This is a genomic window from Glutamicibacter sp. NPDC088483, assembly GCF_044753145.1.
Classification (GTDB): domain Bacteria; phylum Actinomycetota; class Actinomycetes; order Actinomycetales; family Micrococcaceae; genus Glutamicibacter.
In genome coordinates, this window is sequence record NZ_JBIVMP010000009.1 from 20,758 (window position 1) to 39,320 (window position 18,563).

The 18,563-nt window shown below is 62.6% G+C and carries 22 protein-coding genes and 1 tRNA gene; 9 read left to right on the forward strand and 14 right to left on the reverse strand.

Going from position 1 to position 18,563, the window contains the following annotated elements; all coding sequences use genetic code 11:
• Positions 1 to 26 precede the first annotated feature (26 nt).
• The 3 genes from pstB (at position 27) to ACIP6G_RS17475 (ending at position 1,671) form a co-directional block, all read left to right on the forward strand.
• Positions 27 to 806: a phosphate ABC transporter ATP-binding protein PstB gene (gene pstB, locus ACIP6G_RS17465; RefSeq protein ID WP_400291543.1), complete on the forward strand. Its 780-nt coding sequence runs from the start codon at positions 27 to 29 to the stop codon at positions 804 to 806.
• A 203-nt stretch (positions 807 to 1,009) separates the two neighbouring features.
• Positions 1,010 to 1,474, forward strand: coding sequence for a hypothetical protein (locus tag ACIP6G_RS17470; protein ID WP_134778933.1), 465 nt, complete (start codon positions 1,010 to 1,012; stop codon positions 1,472 to 1,474).
• Positions 1,474 to 1,671, forward strand: a complete 198-nt coding sequence (locus ACIP6G_RS17475) for a helix-turn-helix transcriptional regulator (protein ID WP_105658998.1) — start codon at positions 1,474 to 1,476, stop codon at positions 1,669 to 1,671. Before ACIP6G_RS17470 ends, ACIP6G_RS17475 begins: the two co-directional genes overlap by 1 nt.
• Here the strand turns inward: ACIP6G_RS17475 and ACIP6G_RS17480 are convergent.
• From ACIP6G_RS17480 to ACIP6G_RS17495, 4 genes are all read right to left on the reverse strand, one after another.
• Complete coding sequence (locus tag ACIP6G_RS17480; protein WP_105658997.1) at positions 1,668 to 2,696, reverse strand: inorganic phosphate transporter; 1,029 nt, start codon at positions 2,694 to 2,696, stop codon at positions 1,668 to 1,670. The two genes, ACIP6G_RS17475 and ACIP6G_RS17480, sit on opposite strands and share 4 nt — an antisense overlap.
• A gap of 5 nt (positions 2,697 to 2,701) precedes the next feature.
• The gene (locus ACIP6G_RS17485) at positions 2,702 to 3,316 is read right to left on the reverse strand and encodes a hypothetical protein (protein WP_286134404.1); all 615 of its coding nucleotides are present in this window, start codon (positions 3,314 to 3,316) and stop codon (positions 2,702 to 2,704) included.
• A gap of 237 nt (positions 3,317 to 3,553) precedes the next feature.
• Positions 3,554 to 4,765 carry an MFS transporter gene (locus ACIP6G_RS17490; RefSeq protein WP_400291546.1) on the reverse strand — a complete coding sequence of 404 codons (1,212 nt, stop codon included), beginning with the start codon at positions 4,763 to 4,765 and terminating at the stop codon, positions 3,554 to 3,556.
• Between the two features lie 63 nt (positions 4,766 to 4,828).
• Positions 4,829 to 5,494 carry a hypothetical protein gene (locus ACIP6G_RS17495; protein WP_400291548.1) on the reverse strand — a complete coding sequence of 222 codons (666 nt, stop codon included), beginning with the start codon at positions 5,492 to 5,494 and terminating at the stop codon, positions 4,829 to 4,831.
• Between the two features lie 160 nt (positions 5,495 to 5,654).
• Here ACIP6G_RS17495 and ACIP6G_RS17500 point away from each other — a divergent pair.
• Positions 5,655 to 5,727 (forward strand) — tRNA-Lys (locus ACIP6G_RS17500).
• Between the two features lie 90 nt (positions 5,728 to 5,817).
• Here the strand turns inward: ACIP6G_RS17500 and ACIP6G_RS17505 are convergent.
• The 7 genes from ACIP6G_RS17505 to ACIP6G_RS17535 form a co-directional block, all read right to left on the reverse strand.
• Positions 5,818 to 6,408, reverse strand: a complete 591-nt coding sequence (locus ACIP6G_RS17505) for a dienelactone hydrolase family protein (protein ID WP_400291550.1) — start codon at positions 6,406 to 6,408, stop codon at positions 5,818 to 5,820.
• An 18-nt stretch (positions 6,409 to 6,426) separates the two neighbouring features.
• Entirely contained in the window at positions 6,427 to 6,678 is a 252-nt protein-coding gene (locus tag ACIP6G_RS17510; protein ID WP_105658992.1) for a hypothetical protein, read from the reverse strand.
• A gap of 72 nt (positions 6,679 to 6,750) precedes the next feature.
• Entirely contained in the window at positions 6,751 to 8,358 is a 1,608-nt protein-coding gene (locus tag ACIP6G_RS17515) for an ABC-F family ATP-binding cassette domain-containing protein (RefSeq protein WP_332594989.1), read from the reverse strand.
• A 212-nt stretch (positions 8,359 to 8,570) separates the two neighbouring features.
• On the reverse strand, positions 8,571 to 9,353 hold the full coding sequence (locus ACIP6G_RS17520) for a CPBP family intramembrane glutamic endopeptidase (RefSeq protein ID WP_400291588.1): 783 nt from the start codon (positions 9,351 to 9,353) through the stop codon (positions 8,571 to 8,573).
• A 162-nt stretch (positions 9,354 to 9,515) separates the two neighbouring features.
• On the reverse strand, positions 9,516 to 10,217 hold the full coding sequence (locus ACIP6G_RS17525) for a demethylmenaquinone methyltransferase (protein WP_105658990.1): 702 nt from the start codon (positions 10,215 to 10,217) through the stop codon (positions 9,516 to 9,518).
• A gap of 59 nt (positions 10,218 to 10,276) precedes the next feature.
• On the reverse strand, positions 10,277 to 11,248 hold the full coding sequence (locus tag ACIP6G_RS17530; protein WP_400291553.1) for an SRPBCC domain-containing protein: 972 nt from the start codon (positions 11,246 to 11,248) through the stop codon (positions 10,277 to 10,279).
• 11 nt (positions 11,249 to 11,259) lie between these two features.
• The gene (locus ACIP6G_RS17535) at positions 11,260 to 11,598 is read right to left on the reverse strand and encodes a helix-turn-helix domain-containing protein (protein ID WP_332731787.1); all 339 of its coding nucleotides are present in this window, start codon (positions 11,596 to 11,598) and stop codon (positions 11,260 to 11,262) included.
• A 221-nt stretch (positions 11,599 to 11,819) separates the two neighbouring features.
• On the opposite strand from ACIP6G_RS17535, the gene ACIP6G_RS17540 reads away from it, so the two are divergent.
• From ACIP6G_RS17540 to ACIP6G_RS17560, 5 genes are all read left to right on the forward strand, one after another.
• Entirely contained in the window at positions 11,820 to 13,040 is a 1,221-nt protein-coding gene (locus ACIP6G_RS17540) for a GAF domain-containing protein (RefSeq protein ID WP_400291555.1), read from the forward strand.
• Between the two features lie 165 nt (positions 13,041 to 13,205).
• The gene (gene adh / locus ACIP6G_RS17545; RefSeq protein ID WP_400291556.1) at positions 13,206 to 14,729 is read left to right on the forward strand and encodes an aldehyde dehydrogenase; all 1,524 of its coding nucleotides are present in this window, start codon (positions 13,206 to 13,208) and stop codon (positions 14,727 to 14,729) included.
• Positions 14,730 to 14,878: 149 nt separating this feature from the next.
• Entirely contained in the window at positions 14,879 to 15,910 is a 1,032-nt protein-coding gene (gene adhP, locus ACIP6G_RS17550) for an alcohol dehydrogenase AdhP (protein ID WP_013347531.1), read from the forward strand.
• Positions 15,911 to 16,078: 168 nt separating this feature from the next.
• A complete protein-coding gene (locus tag ACIP6G_RS17555; protein WP_013347532.1) occupies positions 16,079 to 16,504 on the forward strand; it encodes a DUF779 domain-containing protein in 426 nt (141 codons plus the stop codon).
• A gap of 9 nt (positions 16,505 to 16,513) precedes the next feature.
• Positions 16,514 to 16,966 (forward strand): pyrimidine dimer DNA glycosylase/endonuclease V, encoded by a 453-nt coding sequence (locus ACIP6G_RS17560; RefSeq protein WP_105658982.1) that lies wholly within the window; start codon positions 16,514 to 16,516, stop codon positions 16,964 to 16,966.
• Between the two features lie 20 nt (positions 16,967 to 16,986).
• Here the strand turns inward: ACIP6G_RS17560 and ACIP6G_RS17565 are convergent, their stop codons facing one another.
• The 3 genes from ACIP6G_RS17565 to ACIP6G_RS17575 form a co-directional block, all read right to left on the reverse strand.
• Positions 16,987 to 17,970, reverse strand: a complete 984-nt coding sequence (locus ACIP6G_RS17565; RefSeq protein WP_400291557.1) for a diaminopimelate dehydrogenase — start codon at positions 17,968 to 17,970, stop codon at positions 16,987 to 16,989.
• A 113-nt stretch (positions 17,971 to 18,083) separates the two neighbouring features.
• A complete protein-coding gene (locus ACIP6G_RS17570; protein WP_166650877.1) occupies positions 18,084 to 18,242 on the reverse strand; it encodes a hypothetical protein in 159 nt (52 codons plus the stop codon).
• Positions 18,243 to 18,265: 23 nt separating this feature from the next.
• On the reverse strand, positions 18,266 to 18,544 hold the full coding sequence (locus tag ACIP6G_RS17575) for a metal-sensitive transcriptional regulator (RefSeq protein ID WP_105658980.1): 279 nt from the start codon (positions 18,542 to 18,544) through the stop codon (positions 18,266 to 18,268).
• Positions 18,545 to 18,563: the final 19 nt, after the last annotated feature.

The window sequence follows — 18,563 nt, forward strand, 5'->3', positions numbered from 1 at the left end:
AACCCGAACTTTCCAAGGATTACATCATGGCAAAACGCATTGACGTCAACGACCTGAACGTCTACTACTCCAAGTTCCTCGCCGTTGAAGGCGTCTCGATCAACATCGAGCCGAAGTCCGTCACCGCTTTCATCGGCCCATCGGGCTGCGGCAAGTCCACCTTCCTGCGCACCCTGAACCGCATGCACGAAGTCATCCCCGGCGGCCGCGTCGAGGGCCAGGTGCTGCTGGACGGCGATGACCTGTATGGCGCCGGCGTTGACCCGGTGACCGTACGCAGCCAGATCGGCATGGTCTTCCAGCGTCCGAACCCGTTCCCGACCATGTCCATCAAGGACAACGTACTCGCCGGCGTGAAGCTGAACGGCCAGAAGATCTCCAAGTCCGATGCCGACTCCCTGGTCGAGAAGTCGCTGCGCGGCGCGAACCTGTGGAACGAAGTCAAGGACCGTCTGGACAAGCCAGGCTCGGGCCTTTCTGGCGGCCAGCAGCAGCGCCTGTGCATCGCCCGCACCATTGCGGTCAAGCCGGACGTGATCCTGATGGATGAGCCTTGCTCGGCATTGGACCCGATCTCCACCCTGGCTATCGAGGACCTGATCAACGAGCTGAAGAACGACTACACCGTAGTGATCGTGACCCACAATATGCAGCAGGCTGCACGCGTGAGCGACAAGACCGCGTTCTTCAACATTGCGGGCACCGGCAAGCCGGGCAAGCTCATCGAGTACAACGACACTGCAGCCATCTTCTCCAACCCGGAGCAGAAGGCCACCGAGGATTACGTCTCCGGACGCTTCGGATAAAGATTTCGGATACCGCCGCTCCTTGAGCCGGCGGTAGACGGACCGGAAGGGGGGTCTTCCGGGGATCCTGGAGGGGATCACCGCCAGCGGCGCACCGATTACGGTGCGCCGCTGCACTTTAACTATTCATGTAAAGCACCCTTGACTGTAAAGCACGCTTGGCAGTAAAGTGAGGTTTACATCAATAGGGATAGGGGACAACGATGGATTCAAAAGCAGTTGGCCAGAGCAAATGGGGCCGTTCGCGCTTCGGTGGCGGGTCGGCCGCCCTGATTGCCGTCAGCCTCAGCGCAGGGGCCGTGCTTTCAGCCGGTGCAGGTGTGCTCTTCGCCCGGCTGAACGCCCCGGAGCATTTCGTCTTGGCAGCGTTGCTGATGGCCGCTGGCTTGCTGCCGGTGCTTTCTACAGCTTGCTGGGCGTTGCTGCTGGATCGCGACACCCTGCGCGGTGCCACAAGGAACCCCGAGATATCGGTGGAGAGCCAGTGGTATGACCGAGCTGCCATCGGAGTGTTCCAGGATTTGCTGTTAGTTTGCGGCCTCGGTGGCGCAGTGTTCTCCTTCATTCAGATCCAAGCATCACTTGGCCTCGTTCTGGCTGGTGTCGTGCTGCTGGCGTTGCTTGACTTCGGAATCCGCTATTTCATCATTAAGCGGGCAGAAAGCTAGTGGAGAACAATCTCAGTGCATACCGCAGGGAACGCGGGTTCTCCCAGCAAGCATTGGCCGACCTGCTGGGCGTCTCGCGGCAGACCGTCATCTCGCTCGAAAAAGGCCGCTACGACCCGTCCCTGCCGCTGGCATTCAAGCTCTCAGCGGTCTTCGGCTGCAAGATCGAAGACCTCTTCATTCCGGGCGAAGACTAGGCGTTGCCCAGCAGCGGGTGCACCGCCAGCGTGAGAATCGCGCCGCAGGCAACGCAGGCAATCGGGGTCAGCACCCAGTGCAGCAGCACCTTGGTGACATTGCGCCACACCACCGATTCGAAAGACTGGTTATTGCCGGCACCGACGATGCCGCTGGTTACCGCCTGCGTGGTGGACAGCGGCAGGTGCAAGACAAGCGAGCCGAGGAACAGCATTGCCGCGGCTACGCCCTGGGCGATCATGCCGCGCAGCGGATCGAAGTTCACCAGCCGGCGGCCGAGCGTATAGGTGATGCGCCATCCGCCCAGGAGCACGCCAAGCCCCAGTGCCGAGGCCGCGGCCAGCTGGATAGCCCATGTCACGGGCCCCGGGTCCATTGCATGACCGGTGATCAGCACCAGTGCGATCATCGCGCCGGTGCGCTGGCCATCTTGCAGCCCCAGTCCCAGGGCCACGGCGCAGGCGGTGATGGCCTGGCCTGCGCGCGAGCCGTTGTTGACCGAACGCGAGGAGTTGTGGCGCATCAGCCAGGTCGCCGGAATCACCAGCGCATAGGACAACAGGTAGGCGATGACCGGGGTGATCAGCATGGGCAGCAGCACCGAGCCGAGCAGCAGACCCCAGGCCCCGGACATGGACAGATCTCCCATGAAAGCCGAGGCGCCGCTGGCGCCCACCAAGCCGGAGAACAGCGCATGGGTGGAACTGACCGGCAGGCCGCGCCACCAGCAATACAGGCCCCACGCGCCGGCGGTCAGCAGGCCGCAGATCAGCAGCTTCAATCCGACGACGCCATCGGGGAGGTTGAAGTTCAGCTTGTCCACCAGCGCCACGCTCAGCCCTGAGGTCGCCAAGGTGCCGAGGAAGGCGAATACCGCCGCCACAGAGACCGCAATGGCCGGGCGCAGCGCCCTGGTGCGGACGGAGGCCGCAACGGCCGTAGAGGAATCCCTGAAGCCGTTGAGCACGCCATAGCCCAGGGTCAGGACGATCGCGAATCCGGTGAGGACCGAAAGGATGGTCATTTCCCCTAGGACTCCTTCACCAGCACGCGACCCAGGTGGTCCGCGAACTGGCGCAGGGTGTTGGCGGTAAGCATCAGGTGGTCGGCCACGCGCTGGTGGCGGTGGATGGTCCCTGGCTTGGCGAACTTCGCGATCTCATTGACCCACACCAGGTGGGTTCGGGCCGCGCGCTTGGAGAACTGCAGCATCTGCAGCCAGTTGTCTTCCAGGTCATCGAGGTTATGCAGGCGCTGGACCGAATCGGAGGCCAGCTCGGCCAGCTGCGAAATGAGTTCAAGCTGCTCCGAGGAACGCTCGGAAAGCGGGGTGGAGCCAACGGTCATGATCAGTTCGCCGGTGCCGCGCAGCTGTTCCATGGTTTCGTGCAGCAAGCGCGAAAGCGTGTACATGTCTTCGCGGGGAAGCGGGCTGATATAGCTGGTTCGCAGGTGGGTGAGCACCGCGTGCACCAGATCGGAGGCCTCGGCTTCCGCGGAGGCCAGATCCCGCAGCTGGTCCGCACGGGTATCGGGTGAACCGATCATCTCGGCGACATTGGCAACGGAGGTGCGAATGGTCGTCGTCAACCCGCACAGCAACTCGATGCCGCGCGAGGCGGAGGGAAAGATCTGGAACTTCACTTTACGGCGCACCATTCGATTCGACGGCTTTTGGTACCAATGCAGAACAGTTTACGACGTGGAAGTTAACACCGGGTATTTGAAGGTGCCGGACCGGGAACGCCTCTCGGCGGAAGGCCGCTCGAAGCGGCAGAATTTTGGAGCCCGGGGTTACCAGCGGCCCGGCACCGTTACCTAGTGTTCTCGCCCTACCGGTGTGCTGTCAACCGCAGGGCGGCGCTCGTGCCTTTTCTCACGCTAGCGGCGCACGCTCTTCTCCGCTCCGCTCAGGCAGAGCAGCGCGCAGCAGAACCAGATCGCTCCCGCCGGCCCCAAACCCGCGGCGACCGTACTCGAGATGATCGGCAAAGCTACTTGTCCGACCCGGTTTCCCATGAGCCGCACGGCCAATGCGGCACCGCGGTCCACCGCCGGCACCGAGGTGGAAATCATGGTCATGGTCATCGGCTGGCCCAGGCCCAGGAAGAAGCCGCCGACCAGCAACGCGGCCCCGGAGGCCCACAGCGAATCGATGAAGATCGGGGCCAGCGCGATGGCTATGCCCGAAATGTACAAACTGGTGACCAGCAGGTGGTTGCGTTCGAAGTGGGCCGAGAGCTTGGGGATGAACAGCCGGGAAACTACCGAAGCGAAACCTCGAATGGCCAAAAGCACACCAACATCTTCGGGTGTGACGCCATGTTTCTCCGCCACCAGCGGCAAGAAGGCCGTGAGGATGTCCAGCATGGCCAGCAAGGTCATCGAGGCGAACATGTGCGAAGCCATGCCCTTGATGCGCAAGACCGAGGGAATGGAGGCTTCGGACTTCGCCGGGCGGGTTTGCGGCGCCGTCTTGGAAATCCTCGGCTGCCAGCTCGGAAGCAAGAAGGGGACAGCTAGCAGCGAGCACCCGGCCGCAATCCACAGCGACAGGCTGATGCCGGCGATGCGCTCAGGGGAGACGGCATCGGTACCGGAGCCGAGCACCAATCCGCCAATCAGCGGCCCGATGAATTGCCCAGCCGCGTAGGCGGCCGTGAACCAGCCAAAGCCCTTGTCCAGATCGCTGTCGGGGAAGAACCGGGCAATGGAGGATTGCCCGCCAATGGTGAACATCAAGTGCCCGAGCCCGAGCACGGCACTGGCCAGCGCCACGGTCAAGGCATTCGGGGAGAAATTGATGCCGATGCCGCCAGCGGCCAAGAGGGCCACGCCGGCAACCATCAGGAACCGGATCCTGCGGATTCGCGAACTGGCCCGGCCCAGCATCATTGCGGTGAACAGCGGGAGGATGGCATAGGCCGCGGTCACCACGCCGACGGTGAACTCGCCGGAGCCGAAGGAGATGAGCTTGTAGGTGGTCACCGGACGAATGAGGTTCAGCGCCGTTTGGGAAAGCAGCGCCGTTGCGATCAGGATCAGCAACCAGCGTACGTGCCCTGAAGAGTTGGTCCTCGATGCGGCGCCCACACCCACCTGCCTAAAATTGAGGGGCAACTTCCTCAACCCATCCTAAGGGCGCGGGATCATGTTTCAGTCCAATGCGTCATGGCGCCAAAGCCGGGCGCAGGCTTCCAGATCCACGGCGGTGCCCATCAGGGCCTTGGCCTGCTGGGTCAGCTTGGTTCCCCGATCACTGCTGGAAAAATCCGCGGCATCGGCATGCTCGGTCATGCCCAACGCCAGTACCCGGCAATAGGCGGCGGTGCGTTCCAAGGCGTGGGCGAAGTCGCCGTCGAAGGCGCCGGAGAGAATCGACCCGGTCATCTTCTTCATCTCCTCGGCGGTCGGCGGCTCGGCCACTCCGGCGACGATGCGTTCGACCTGGGCCCGATGGGCTCCAGCCTGGAAGCGTGCAGAATGCACCTCGGGCTTGCTCATCGTTGCCGCGCGAACCGCATACAGGCGCCACAGGGCACCTGGCAGGGAGCGGGCCGGAGCCTCGCTCCACAGCTGCGCGAGCACCTCCAGCCCTTCTTCTTCGGCCACCGCAATCAGCCGGCGTGAAACTTCGGGGTCGTTGTTGGCAATGCCGCGCTGCACGAAAGCCTGGGCGGACAGATGGGCTGCCTCGGATACGCGCGCCGGATCAGCGCCTCCCTCGTAGGGCTCGAAATCTGCCGGGGCGAAGGGGCGTGGTTTGTGATGGCGGAATCCCGCATCCTGGGCAACTTTTGATCCTGCACGTGCACCTCTCATGCGCTCCAGAATACTCGCTGATCCTGAGTTCTGCGCCAACAAGTGATTTAGCTTGCAAACCCCAAGATCCATCGGAAATTACGGGTTGCCGAATTGCGGAATACGCCGATTAATACTCATGCCGGTCCATCAGGTAGTATGGATTTTGGCCTTGTGCCGTGCGCCTTTAGCTCAGCTGGTAGAGCACTGGACTTTTAATCCATTGGTCGCGGGTTCGATCCCCGCAGGGCGCACAAAATGAGACCGGACCCGGCTTGCTAACGCAAGCCGGGTCCGGTTTTTCGATTTATTGTCCGGCATGGAACCAGCGGACTGCCCTCGTGCTAGACGTAGGGCTGAAGGAACTTGACCATGCGTTCCATCACCAACGCGCGAGCTTCTGGATCATGCGAGCGAAGCGAGCTGTCGGTGAACAGGTGCTGCTTGCCAGGGTAGGTGAAGAGCTGGGCGATATCGCCGCCCTCTGCTTCAACGAAGCGCTGAGCTGCCTCCAGGTCGCCTTCCTTCGCGAAGAACGGGTCCTGGTCCATGCCATGGATCTGCACCGGGACATTTTCCGGCCACGGCCCGAAGCTCCAGTCGGCGTCCAGATCCACGAAGGATTCGAGCAGGATCGCGGCGATGGCGCCGGGACGTTGCTGCGCGCACTGCTGGGCCAGGGCCGCGCCCCAGGAAGTGCCGATGTAGACCAGCTCTTCGGGCAGTTTGCCAAATAGCTTGTCCACGCGGTCCTGGATCTTGTCCGCGGTCAGCTTGCCTGCCATGCGCATCCCGGCATCGAAATCCTTGGGCAGCTTGCCGGCGTACAGATCCAGTGCGTGCACGGTGTGGCCAGCGGCGCGCAATTCTGCGGCCATCTCCTGCACCCCGGGGGTCAGGCCCTGGACGTGATGGAAAAGAACAATCGTAGCCATGGGTGCTCCTAGCGGTTTCTAGCGTTCGTCGACCAGGTTCTCGATGCGCTGCGGCAAGTGCTCAATGGCCATGTCCCAGCCGGGCATCTGGCTATTGATCTCCACGCTGTACCCTTCGACCAGCATGAATTCTGCGCAGGTAAGGATTTCCTGGCCGGAACCCGTTTCATAGATGAAGGCACGTTTGATGTCCTGCCAGAGCAGGGTTGCGGACTGGTCGATCACGAGGCCGCTTTTGACGACTTCGACGGTGCGCTGGGGGTAGGACATACTCAACTTGCTTTCGGGGTCCTTGGCGGTGTGCTTTGAACAAGTCTAAACCGGCAGCGCACCGCCATGGGGTTAGCAAACTGGATTCGGGTAGGACTTCGCCAAGGTTCCCTGCGCATCCAGCTCCAGCAAATAGTCCAGATCCAGCTGCGACAGGAAATGCTGATCGTGGCTGACTACCAGCAACGCGCCCTTATAGGCGCCCAGTGCTTCGCTGAGCTGGCGCACGCTGTCCATATCCAGATTATTGGTGGGCTCATCGAGGATGAGCAGCTGCGCGGCTGGTTCTGCCAGCAGCAACGTCGCCAGATGGACCCGGAAACGCTCGCCGCCGGAAAGCGCCGCCACTGGCCGGTCGGCGCTGGCCCCGCGCAGCAGCAACCGGGCAAGCATATTGCGCACGTCGTTCGCGGTTGCTGCTGGCGCCACCAGCGCCACGTTCTGGATCGCGCTTAGTTGGCCATCCAGGCCGTCCAGGCGCTGGGGCAGGTACCCGACCCGGTCCACGAAGAGCGTTCCGCCCGGTCCGGGGCCGGGATCTTCGCCGGCGAGCATCTGCTGGAGCAGCCGGGTCTTCCCGGAACCATTGGGGCCGACAAGGCCCACGCGTTCGGCTCCCTGGATGATGAACTGGTGATCTTCTGCACCTAGCGCCGCGACCTGCTTGCCCGAGGGCAACCGGGGATCGGGCAGCTCGATGCTGATGTGCTCGGCCTGCCGAACCCGCCGATCGGCATCGTCGAGCCTGGCCTGGGCCGAATCGACCTTGCCATCCAGGTTTGAACGCATCTTCCCGGCGTTCGCCTCGGATTTCTGGCGAAGGTGGTTGGCCAGGATCTTCGGCATGCCTCCGGAAAGCTGGGTGGCCCGACCCTTGCGCTTGGCCCGCGCCAACTTCGTTTCGGCCTCTGCCCGTTGGCGCTTTTCCACTTTCAGGGAGGCCTGGGCAGTTCTGGCTGCCTGCTCGGCCGCCTGCTGCTCGGTTTCAAGCTGCTCGCGGTATGAGCTGTAGGGCCCTCCGAAAACGCTGAGCTTCCCGTCGTAGAGCTCCACCGTATGCTCCATGAGCTCGAGCAGCTCGATATCGTGGCTCACCACAACCAGCGTGCCCTTCCAGGCACGTACAAGGTCGTAGAGCAATTCACGGGCAGGGCGATCGAGGTTATTCGTCGGCTCGTCGAGCAGCGTGATCGGCGAATCGGCCAGTCGCAGGCCCAGTACCGCCAGCAGCATGACCTCCCCACCCGATAAGGTGGTGATTTGGCGGCCCAGATCCAGCCCGTCGAAGCCCAGCGGCGCCAGTTCAGCTCGAACCCGGGCTTCGGCATCCCAGTTCGCGCCCACCGCATCGAAATCCGCTGGGTCGACACTGCCGGACTCGATAGCTTCCAAAGCCGCCAGGACCTGATGCACCCCCAGCAGCTGGGCGACGGTCGTGTCCTGTTCCAGAGCCAGCGTTTGCGGCAGGTAGCTCAGCGGTGCGTTCGTTTCTGCCGTTCCGCTCGTTGGGCGCAGCTGCCCGGCGATCAGCTTCAGCAACGTCGATTTGCCGCTGCCGTTGGCGCCGATCAAGCCGGTCCGCCCGGATGGAAACGTGCCGTCCAGATTGGCCAGGGCGCTTTCTCCCGTGGGCCAGGAAAAGCTGAGGTTGTTCAGGGTAATTGGTGGTGTCAAAGACATGCAGGTCCTCCCGCGAATGCGAAGGGGCTGCCGGCTTGGGGGATCGCAGAATTGGCTCAACCCCGCAGGGGAGCCGGAAAGGAAAAGGATACCGAAGCCGGTAGCCGAAATGAACAAGATGCACCGTTGGGAATCGATGCGGGGTCATCGGCTGGCTCAGTAGGTATCCATGCCAACGAGTGTAGCAGGGGGGAATTGGGGTGTTAACCCCCTCAGTACAAGAAGATCGGGAGCCATTCCCGGTTGTGCGCGTGGACCAGCGCGAGGAACAGGACGAAGTCGAAGATCAGGTGCACGCTAACTACATAGGACAAGGACTTGGTCAGCTTGAAGGTATACCCCTGCAGCAGGGCGAAGGGAAAGGTCAGCAACGGCCCCCAGGATTGGTAGCCGATCTCCCACAGGAAGGAGGAGAAGATCACCGCTTGCAGGAGGTTGGCCTGCCAGTCCGGGAAATGCTGGCGCAGCAATGCGAATGCCGTGCAGATGAAGAACAGCTCGTCCCAGATGCCCACCGAATTAACTCCGAGGAAGAGCCGCCAGAAGATGACTGGGTCCGAGGCATCCGGCCAGTTCTGGTAGGCGCCGGTGCTGATCAGGTACACCGGGAGGATGAAGAAGCCCAGCGCCACCACCCCCAGCAAGTACAGCTTCGCTGCCAGCGGCCACTTGCGGCCGATGTTCACCGGGAACTTGATGATCTGCTCGCGCAAGGCGAAGCGCGAGATCAGCCAGGGCAGCAGGACTGCCGCGGCCAGCGCGCCACCCATTAATGCCATATGCCCCAGGCTCAGGTCGGCATTCAATGGAACCAGGCTGATGACCACCAAACCGGTTGCGATGAGTCCCAGATGCCGTGCAAGCCTGCGGTCGATGAACCCCGCGCACAGCAGGCTCAGCGCCAGCAGGCCGTAGCCCAACAGGTCGTTTTCGGCGCCGAAGAGGAACACTGCGGAACCCGAGAGCAGGGAAGCCGGCAGCAGCTTCCAGCTCATCGCGGGGCGGTGCGATTCGGTTGGTATCTGGCTCACGGACACAAGCATGCCAGCTGGGCCGGCAGAAAGACACAGCCCGCCGCCGCGGAACCAGTGCTTTAAAGCTTCTGGCCCGCATCCGTCATTTCGGCTGCGGGCCAGAAGGAAAATTCTGGAGAAGTGCTACTTCCAGGCGCGGTGCACCGCGACGATGCCACCGGTCAGGTTGCGGTATTCCACGTTCTTCCAGCCAACGTTGACGAACTTGGCGCCCAGCTCGTCCTGGTCTGGCCAAGCTGCAATGGATTCAGCCAAGTAGGCGTAAGCGGTCGGGTTAGGGGAAACCAAGTAGCCCAGCGCAGGAATGGCGCGTGGCAGGAACTGCTTGTAGGCCGTCTTGATCGGGGCGACGGTCGGAGTGGAGAACTCGGCGACGACGATCCGTCCACCGGGCTTGGCCACGCGGCGCATTTCGGACAGGGCCTTCTCGGTATCCGCGATATTGCGCAGACCGTAGGAGATGGTCACTGCATCGAAGGTGTTGTCCTCGAACGGCAGGTCGGTTCCGTCTCCGTAGACGAAGTTCAACTGCGGGTAGCGCTTGCGGCCCTCATCGAGCATGCCGTGGGACATGTCGCAGGCGGTGACGTCAGCGCCGGCTTCCGCGAGCGGGACCGAGGAGGTGCCGGTACCTGCGGCGAGGTCGAGAATGCGCTCGCCGGGCTTTGGCGCGATCGCTTCGGTGGTGATCTTGCGCCAGTAGTTCACGATGCCGCCGGTCATCAAGGTATTGAGCAAGTCGTAGCGAGGAGCCAGCTTGTCAAACATTTCCTGAACCTGTTCGGCCTTCTTGTCCAGGCCTGCGCGCGCATTCTGAGAACTCATGGGTCTAAGTCTTCCATATTTGCGCGCGCCAAGGCGCCGGATGTGGGGCGAATCGCCCTTTAGAGAATCGATTCGAGCCGGGCGTAGCTGGCCTCCATCCCGTCGGTCATTCCGGTGGCGAGCACCATGTCGCGGGTTTGCGCATCTGGGTAGGTGATCAGGATCGTCAGCAGGGTACCGCCCTGGTTGGGTGTCAGCGTTAATTCATTCACCGTGGCCGGGTAATCGGTGCCGATCATTTGCTCCGTGGTCCGCTCGTAGGATTGGGGCAGCGTTTCAAGCACGGTTCCAGTGAAACCGAAACCGGAGCCGTCATCGGCAGATAGCGGTTCCCACCAGTACCGGTAGGTCTCGCCGGCCTCTTGCGCCGTCACGCATTCAGCCAACTGCCATCCGTCGGGGCCGAGCATCCAACGCTTCATGAGCCGCTGGTCATGGTGGGCCTGCCAGACTTGCGCCACTGACCCGCGAACCACGCGGGTAATGCGCACCTGGGTGTCCGACAGGATCTGTGCGTCGGTGATGAAATCTTCGGCATAATTGCGCAGGTCGATGAGGACTTGCTCGATCTGGCTCATGGCCGAACGGGTGCCGTCGATCATGCCCATTGCTACGACCTGCTCCAGGTCCTCGGCGGAGTCGAAGGTGGAGGTGATGGTCAATTTCGTTCCCTCGGATGTCGGATCGAAGGTGAAGACTATGCGATTGGCCGGCAAGTCGGTATTGGGCGTGCCATCGGCGTGCGCAAAGCCGTCACTGACCTCGAAGAATTTGTGCTCGACGACTTCGTTCCAGATCCAGTATCCGTGGAATTCTTCGCCTTCGGGAGAAGTCATGTGGTAATTCGAACGGCCACCAGGGGCGGCATCGTGCCGGGTGAAAGTTGCCGGGTATTCCACCGGCCCCCAGAACTTTTCAAGTTGCCGGGCGTCCAGATAGGCATCCCACAGACGGGAAACTTTGACCGGGAATTCTGCATGGACAGTCAGTGAGAGGGCTTCGGAATCTTTGACAACGGATGTGACAGGCATGGGAATGCTCCTTAGGTAGCCTCGTCGGCGAGGAAATCATCGAGCCGGCTGATGCGTTGGCGCCAGATATCCTCGAGGGAAGTAAGTAGTTCTTGCGCATGCCGGATGGTATCCGGCTGCCCGCGAACGATGCGTTCGCGGCCACGTGCGATTTTCCTGACCAGGCCTGCGGCTTCCAGCGCGGCAACGTGCTTCTGCACTGCGGCAAAAGACATGTCGTAGCTTGACGCCAGATCCGTGATGCTGACCTCGGCGTGAAGCGTCCGCCGCACGATGTCCCTTCGTGTGGCATCTGCCAAGGCGCGGAAGACCTTGTTCACCTGTTCTTCGCTCAACTCATATACAACCATTTGGTTGTATGTTACTCCCTTCGTTGCGGCTGGTAAAGGGGAATCCCGGAAATTGCCGAAGATAAATTTCTAGTCAACTTATCGCCTGATTTTTGACGTAATTCCGGATGATTTATCACCTAATCGGATTTGCGGGGCAAGGCGGGCTCTTCTCAAGGCCCGGCCCTTCGCCTAGGCTTGTGGGAACTGCGGAGAATAAGCCTTGCTAGCGAGGGGATTGCATGAGTGGGTTCGCCATTGATTGGCCTGGCGCATCGCGTCGCGCTCAGCATGCCCATGAGCTTTTGGGGTCCAGTGGCGCCGGTGTTACCGACCTCCCCTTGCGCAATGACGTGCGTGAATCCTGGAAGCGGTCACTGGAGAATTCTGCTGATCTCCGCGTTCCGTCGGTACTGAGCGATGACCACCTGCGTCTCGCCCGCGAGCGCAGCGAGCTCCAGCGAATCTGGCCCGTTTTCGAAAAGCTCCTGGTCCCCGCTGCCGCGGATGCCAATCTCTTGGTGGCTCTTGCGGATGCTGGCGGCACCTTGCTGTGGGTGGCGGGTGGAAATGGCGCAATGAGCCAAGCCGAGCACGTGGGCTTCATGGCAGGTGCCGACTGGGCGGAAAAGAGTGTTGGCACATCCGCGCCGGGCATGGCGCTGGCAACCGGGACCGGCTCGCAAGTGTCGGGGGCTGAGCACCTCTACGAGCAAGCCCACCGCTACAGCTGCTCGGCGGTACCGATTCGCGATCCGCGCACGGGGCAGGTGATTGGCGCAATAGACCTGACCGGTGGACCGGAAGCCATTGCCACGCACTCCCTGCCGCTGTTGCAGGCGGCGGTCATGGCTGCGGAAACGCAGCTGCTTTTGCCAGGTGCCGGAGTCGTCGCCGACCCCGACTACCTGGACTTGGGGCGCTCTGACGGGGCCCATCTGGGATCCGCGCCGATTTCCCTCCGCCATGCAGAGATCCTGACCCTCCTGGCGCATTACCGGGAGGGCTTGAGCACTGCTCAGCTGGTGGAAGAGCTGTTCGAACGTCCTGATGCTGCGGCCGAAGGCACGGTCCGCGCCGAAATTGTCAGGCTGCGCAAGGTGCTCGCAGGCCCAGGCGGGCGTGCCTTGACTTCACGCCCATACCGCCTTCAGTGGGACCTGCATACGACCCTTGGCCGCCTATGGCATGCCCTGGAGCAGGGTGATCTCGATACGGCCCTGCCGCTGTACTCGCCGGGCCTGCTGGCCCGCTCCCAGGCGCCAGGGATCGTTGCGCTGCTGTACCGGACCGAAGCTGCGCTGCGTGAAATGGTGCTGGATCGAGGAACTGCGCATCAGCTGCTGAACCTGGGCCGCCAGCTTGCCGACCCGGGCCTGTTGCGTGCGGCCTTGCGGGAATTGCCCGCGCAATCCCCAGCGCGCTCACTTGTCGTCGCCGAAGTCCAGGCCATCGAGAACTAGGTTCCCGGGCATTGCCGATCCACCCGCTAGGCCCGGAGTTGCCGCTACGGGCATCATGCACGTCCGTTGCAACCTGCCTGCAACCTTTATGTGACTAGAGTCACAAGCATGGTTCCGCGATGATGCCGTCGCGGCCAGGACATCCGATTAAGGAGACGTGGAGCAATGGCGGTTTACGCAAACCCGAATACCGATGGAACACTGGTCAATTTCAAGCCGCGCTACGAGAACTACATCGGCGGTGAATGGGTAGCCCCGGTCAAGGGCATGTACTTCGAGAACATCACCCCGGTCACCGGAAAGGTCTTCTGCGAGGTGGCCCGTTCCACCGCAGAGGACGTCGAAGTAGCACTGGACGCGGCGCATGCGGCGGCTGGCGCCTGGGGCAAGACCAGCCCGGCCGAACGCGCAGTCATCCTGAACAAGATCGCGGACCGCATCGAGGAAAACCTTGAAATGCTCTCCGTGGCCGAGACCTGGGATAACGGCAAGGCGATCCGCGAGTGCCTGAATGCCGACCTCCCGTTGGCAGTGGACCACTTCCGCTACTTCGCCGGCGCCATCCGCGCCCAGGAAGGCAGCCTCTCCCAGCTCGATGAGGACACCACCGCGTACCACTACCACGAGCCGCTGGGCGTGGTCGGGCAGATCATCCCGTGGAACTTCCCGCTGCTCATGGCCGTTTGGAAGCTCGCCCCCGCTCTGGCTGCCGGCAACGCGATCGTGCTCAAGCCCGCCGAGCAGACCCCTGCCAGCATCCTGGTGCTCATGGAGCTGATCGGCGATCTGCTTCCAGCCGGCGTGCTGAACGTGGTCAACGGCTTCGGCGTGGAATGCGGCAAGCCGCTGGCATCCAACAAGCGCATCCGCAAGATCGCCTTCACCGGCGAAACCACTACCGGCCGGCTGATCATGCAGTACGCGTCGGAAAACCTGATCCCGGTCACCCTGGAACTGGGCGGCAAGTCCCCGAACATCTTCTTCGAGGACATCGCGGCCAAGGATGACGCCTTCTACGACAAGGCGCAGGAAGGATTCACGCTGTTCGCGCTGAACCAGGGCGAAGTCTGCACCTGCCCATCGCGTGCGCTGATCCAGGAAAGCATCTATGACCGCTTCATGGGCGATGTGGTGGCCCGCACCAAGGCCATCAAGCAGGGACACCCGCTGGATACCGACACCATGATGGGTGCCCAGGCATCCAACGACCAGCTGGAGAAGATCCTCTCCTACATGGACATCGGCAAGTCCGAGGGCGCCAAGGTGCTGCTCGGCGGGGGACGGGCGGATCTGGGCGGAGAGCTCTCCGGCGGCTACTACGTGCAGCCGACCATCTTCGAGGGCACCAACGACATGCGCATTTTCCAGGAGGAGATCTTCGGGCCGGTGGTCGCGGTGACCAAGTTCAAGGACTACGACGACGCGATCTCCATCGCCAACGACACCCTGTACGGGTTGGGTTCGGGGGTGTGGAGCCGCAATGGCAACGTGGCCTACCGTGCCGGCCGCGCCATCCAGGCCGGACGCGTGTGGGTCAACCAGTACCACGCCTACCCGGCGCACTCGGCCTTCGGCGGATACAAGTCCTCGGGTATCGGCCGCGAGAACCACCTGATGATGCTGGACCACTACCAGCAGACCAAGAACCTGCTGGTTTCCTACTCGGAAGACAAGCTGGGCTTCTTCTAGGAGCAGTAGCTGCCACGAGCAGCATGAGATGACAACAGACCTCGAAGGTGCGGGGCCAGCCGGGACAGCGTCCGGGGATCGATTGGCCTCATCCCCCGCACGCCAGCCGGCACCCCGCACCTTCGAATGCCATGCAAAGGACAAAGTACATGAGCAAGATGAAAGCTGCAATAGTCGAAGGTTTCGGCGAAGAGTTCCAGGTGAAGGACGCCGAGATCCCCGAGCCGGGCCCCGGCCAGGTGCTGGTGAAGCTGATCGCCTCGGGCGTCTGCCACACCGACCTGCACGCCGCCGAGGGCGATTGGCCGGTCAAGCCGAAGCTTCCGCTGATTCCCGGGCATGAAGGCGTGGGCATCGTGGAAAAGCTCGGCGAAGGAGTCACCGAGGTCGCGCTCGGGGACATGATCGGCAACGCGTGGCTGGCCAGCGCCTGCGGGCACTGCCAGTACTGCCGCACCGGCTGGGAGACGCTGTGCGAAGCCCAGTCCAATGGCGGATACTCCGTGGACGGTTCCTTCGGCCAGTACATGCTGGTGGATTCCCGCTATGCCGCGCACATCCCGGAGGGCTCGGATCCCCATGAAATCGCGCCGGTGCTGTGCGCGGGAGTGACTGTCTACAAGGGCCTGAAGATGACTGAGGTCAAGCCCGGCCAGTGGGTGGCTATTTCGGGTATCGGCGGACTGGGCCATATCGCGGTGCAGTACGCGGTGGCCATGGGCATGCGGGTGATCGCCATTGACGTGGCCGATGACAAGCTGGCGCTGGCCTCGAAGCATGGAGCGGAAATCACCGTCAATGCCTTCGCCCAGGACCCGGCCGAGATCATCCAGCAGAAGGTTGGCGGAACGCACGGCGTGCTGGTTACGGCGGTGCATCCAAAGGCGTTCGGGCAAGCGATCGGCATGACCCGGCGCGGCGGAACGATCGTGTTCAACGGGCTGCCCGCCGGTGATTTCCCCGCACCCATTTTCGACATCGTGCTCAAGGGCCTGACCATCCGCGGATCGATCGTGGGAACACGGCAGGACATGATCGAGGCGCTGGAATTCTATGCGGCAGGGAAGATCAAGCCGACCTTCCATACCCGCCCGCTGGAAGACATCAACGCCGTATTCGACGAAATGCGCCATGGCAAGATCGATGGGCGCGTTGTCATCGACTACGCCGGCAGGGCGTAGCCGGATCCGCAACGGTTGATGGCACGGTACCGGATGCGGCTTTTCGAAGCGGCATCCGGTACCGGTGCCCTGGCCGCCCTGGCCGAGCGATGGACGGTGCGGCCCAAAAAGAGGACACTGGCCACAACGAGATAAATCCGGACGTGGACAACGAGGCAGGAGCAGGACATGAGCACCGTAACCGAAACGCGCGCCGCAATCGAGGGCGAGGAGTTCTCGCGGGTGGCCTTCACCTCCGAAGCCCTGGACCTGCTGCGCAAGCTGTGGGGGATCCACGGCCCGCTGATGTTCCACCAGTCCGGAGGGTGCTGCGACGGGTCCTCGCCGATGTGCTACCCGGCCGGCGAGTTCCGCACCGGGGGATCGGACATCCGGCTCGGCGTGCTTTCCCTGGACGGCGCTGATGGCACCGCCCTGGGCGACATTGATTTCTGGATGTCCAAGGAGCAATTCGAATACTGGAAGCACACCAAGCTCACCGTTGACGTGGTCAACGGGCGGGGATCCGGTTTCTCCGTCGAAGCCCCGGAGGGCAAGCGCTTCTTGATTCGCAGCGAGATCATCGAGTTCCCGGCTGGCCCGAACCCCGACTAGGCTTGGCCCATGCGACTGTGGTCCCTGCACCCCTCATTGCTCGACGCCAAAGGGCTGGTTGCCTGTTGGCGTGAAACACTGCTGGCCCAGAAGGTGCTCGCCGGCCAGACCAAGGGCTATACAGGGCACCCGCAGCTTCTCCGGTTCAAGGCGCAGCCCGCCCCGCTGGTGCATATGGGCGGCTATCTGCAGGGCTTGTGGGACGAAGCGGCTGTCCGGGGCTATCGCTTCGACGCCGCGAAAATCCTGCATCCGGCAGCCGCCGCGCAGCTGGAAAAGATCCCGGTCACCCAGGGGCAGGTGCACTTCGAGCGCGAGCACCTGCTGCGCAAGCTCTCCGTCCGGGATCCCGCGCGCATCGCCCGCTTGGAACCGGCAGGGCAGGTGGCCCTGCATCCGCTGTTCGTGCAGGTCCCGGGGCCAGTGGAGGCCTGGGAGAAGGATGCGCTCGCCAGCGGATGAGCTGCTGGCCCGGCAAAATCCTAGAGCAGCTCTGCGCGCAACTGTGCGGGGGACTTGGGCGAGAGCAGCCCCGGGGCCACATCGTAAACGGTCTGCGCACCGGTGATGCCGCGCTGGTTCATCCGGAAGGCGGCCCGGGCGTAAGCCACCAGCACGCTGGAAGTGAATTCCGGGTTGGAGCCAAGGGCCAGCGAATACTCGATGACCTGCTTCTGCTCGTCGCTGGTATTGCCCGAACGGATCACGAACCCGCCATGCGGCATATTCGAATGCTCGGCGGCCAAGCTCTGCTCGTCGATGAACTGCACCGTGGTGTCGTACTGGTCGAAGTAGTGCTCCATGGTCACGATGGCTTCGCGCACCGACTCCGGATCGGCACCGTCTTGGAGCACGACAAAGCATTCGCGCTGGTGCTTCTCGCGGGTGCTCAAGGAAGGGCGCTCGCCGGCCCGGACCCGGTCGATAGCCTCCTGGCTCGGGATCGTGTACTGCACGCCGGCGGCGACGCCCGGGACGCGGCGGATCGCATCCGAATGCCCCTGGCTCAGCCCGCGGCCCCAGAAGGTGTAGGTTTCGCCGTCGGGCAGCAAGGCCTCCCCGAAGACCCGGTTGATCGAGAACATGCCCGGATCCCAGCCCACGGAGAGCAACGCGGTCTTGCCAGCTGCCTTCGCCGGGCCGTCGATGGATGCGTAGTACTCGGGGATGCGGGCGTGGGTATCGAAGCTGTCCACGGTGTTGAACAGCGCCGCGAACTTCGGGCCCTGCTGCGGCAAGTCCGATTTCGAGCCGCCGCAAAGGATCAATACGTCGATCTGCGCGGCGTGCTTTTCCAGCTCATCGATGCCGAACCGCGGTGCCGGCTGAGCCAGCTGGAGGGCCTGCGGATCACGGCGGGTGTAGACGCCCACCAGCTCCATATCCGGATTCTTGGCGATCGCGGCTTGGACGCCGCGTCCCAGATTCCCATAGCCAGCAATACCGATGCGGATCTTTGAAGTCATGCCTGCCGTTTCCTTGGGGAGTGAAGTTTGCTCAGCCGCGGATGGGCTAAATACTTCGGATTATGCCAACGAATCCCGGGGCAGTGAAACCCTTGACCCTCTATGACCCCGGCTTAGCCGAACAGGCGCTTGAAGAAGCCCTTCTTCGGTTCGGCTTCGTGGCCCTGGCAGCGGTCCTTATTGGGGACATTGCGCATAGTTGCTTCAACGTGCTGGCCGCAGCCAGCCCACGTGGTCTTCTGGCAGATCTTGCATTGAACCTGGCGGCACATAATTTTTTCCTTTTCGTCAGTAATCAGGACAGGGAGAGGAAGAGCTTTTCGAGTTCTTCGACGCTCAGGCCGTCTTCTTCCTCGGAAGCCTTCTCGGGATCGGCGATGCAGTACTGCATCGCGGTGGAGACAATGGCGAATCCGGCGCGGTCCAGCGCGGTGGAGACGGCGGCCAGCTGAGTGACTACCTCTTTGCACGAACCATCGGTTTCCACGGCGTTGATCACCGCATCAAGCTGGCCTCGGGCACGCTTAAGGCGGTTGAGGATCCGCTTGCGGGTCGCTTCGTCAGCAGTACGCATCAATTTCTCCTTGGTACGG

Excerpts from the sequence above, each read along its gene's own strand:
- pstB (WP_400291543.1), top strand. The coding sequence starts at position 27 with ATGGCAAAACGCATTGACGTCAACGACCTGAACGTCTACTACTCCAAG.
- ACIP6G_RS17565 (WP_400291557.1), bottom strand. The coding sequence starts at position 17,970 with ATGACTTCAAAGATCCGCATCGGTATTGCTGGCTATGGGAATCTGGGA.
- ACIP6G_RS17480 (WP_105658997.1), bottom strand. The coding sequence starts at position 2,696 with ATGACCATCCTTTCGGTCCTCACCGGATTCGCGATCGTCCTGACCCTG.
- adh (WP_400291556.1), top strand. The coding sequence starts at position 13,206 with ATGGCGGTTTACGCAAACCCGAATACCGATGGAACACTGGTCAATTTC.
- ACIP6G_RS17470 (WP_134778933.1), top strand. The coding sequence starts at position 1,010 with ATGGATTCAAAAGCAGTTGGCCAGAGCAAATGGGGCCGTTCGCGCTTC.
- ACIP6G_RS17510 (WP_105658992.1), bottom strand. The coding sequence starts at position 6,678 with ATGTCCTACCCCCAGCGCACCGTCGAAGTCGTCAAAAGCGGCCTCGTG.
- ACIP6G_RS17520 (WP_400291588.1), bottom strand. The coding sequence starts at position 9,353 with ATGAGCTGGAAGCTGCTGCCGGCTTCCCTGCTCTCGGGTTCCGCAGTG.
- ACIP6G_RS17525 (WP_105658990.1), bottom strand. The coding sequence starts at position 10,217 with ATGAGTTCTCAGAATGCGCGCGCAGGCCTGGACAAGAAGGCCGAACAG.
- adhP (WP_013347531.1), top strand. The coding sequence starts at position 14,879 with ATGAGCAAGATGAAAGCTGCAATAGTCGAAGGTTTCGGCGAAGAGTTC.
- ACIP6G_RS17560 (WP_105658982.1), top strand. The coding sequence starts at position 16,514 with ATGCGACTGTGGTCCCTGCACCCCTCATTGCTCGACGCCAAAGGGCTG.
- ACIP6G_RS17540 (WP_400291555.1), top strand. The coding sequence starts at position 11,820 with ATGAGTGGGTTCGCCATTGATTGGCCTGGCGCATCGCGTCGCGCTCAG.
- ACIP6G_RS17515 (WP_332594989.1), bottom strand. The coding sequence starts at position 8,358 with ATGTCTTTGACACCACCAATTACCCTGAACAACCTCAGCTTTTCCTGG.
- ACIP6G_RS17505 (WP_400291550.1), bottom strand. The coding sequence starts at position 6,408 with ATGGCTACGATTGTTCTTTTCCATCACGTCCAGGGCCTGACCCCCGGG.
- ACIP6G_RS17530 (WP_400291553.1), bottom strand. The coding sequence starts at position 11,248 with ATGCCTGTCACATCCGTTGTCAAAGATTCCGAAGCCCTCTCACTGACT.
- ACIP6G_RS17535 (WP_332731787.1), bottom strand. The coding sequence starts at position 11,598 with ATGGTTGTATATGAGTTGAGCGAAGAACAGGTGAACAAGGTCTTCCGC.
- ACIP6G_RS17570 (WP_166650877.1), bottom strand. The coding sequence starts at position 18,242 with ATGTGCCGCCAGGTTCAATGCAAGATCTGCCAGAAGACCACGTGGGCT.
- ACIP6G_RS17555 (WP_013347532.1), top strand. The coding sequence starts at position 16,079 with ATGAGCACCGTAACCGAAACGCGCGCCGCAATCGAGGGCGAGGAGTTC.
- ACIP6G_RS17575 (WP_105658980.1), bottom strand. The coding sequence starts at position 18,544 with ATGCGTACTGCTGACGAAGCGACCCGCAAGCGGATCCTCAACCGCCTT.
- ACIP6G_RS17495 (WP_400291548.1), bottom strand. The coding sequence starts at position 5,494 with ATGAGAGGTGCACGTGCAGGATCAAAAGTTGCCCAGGATGCGGGATTC.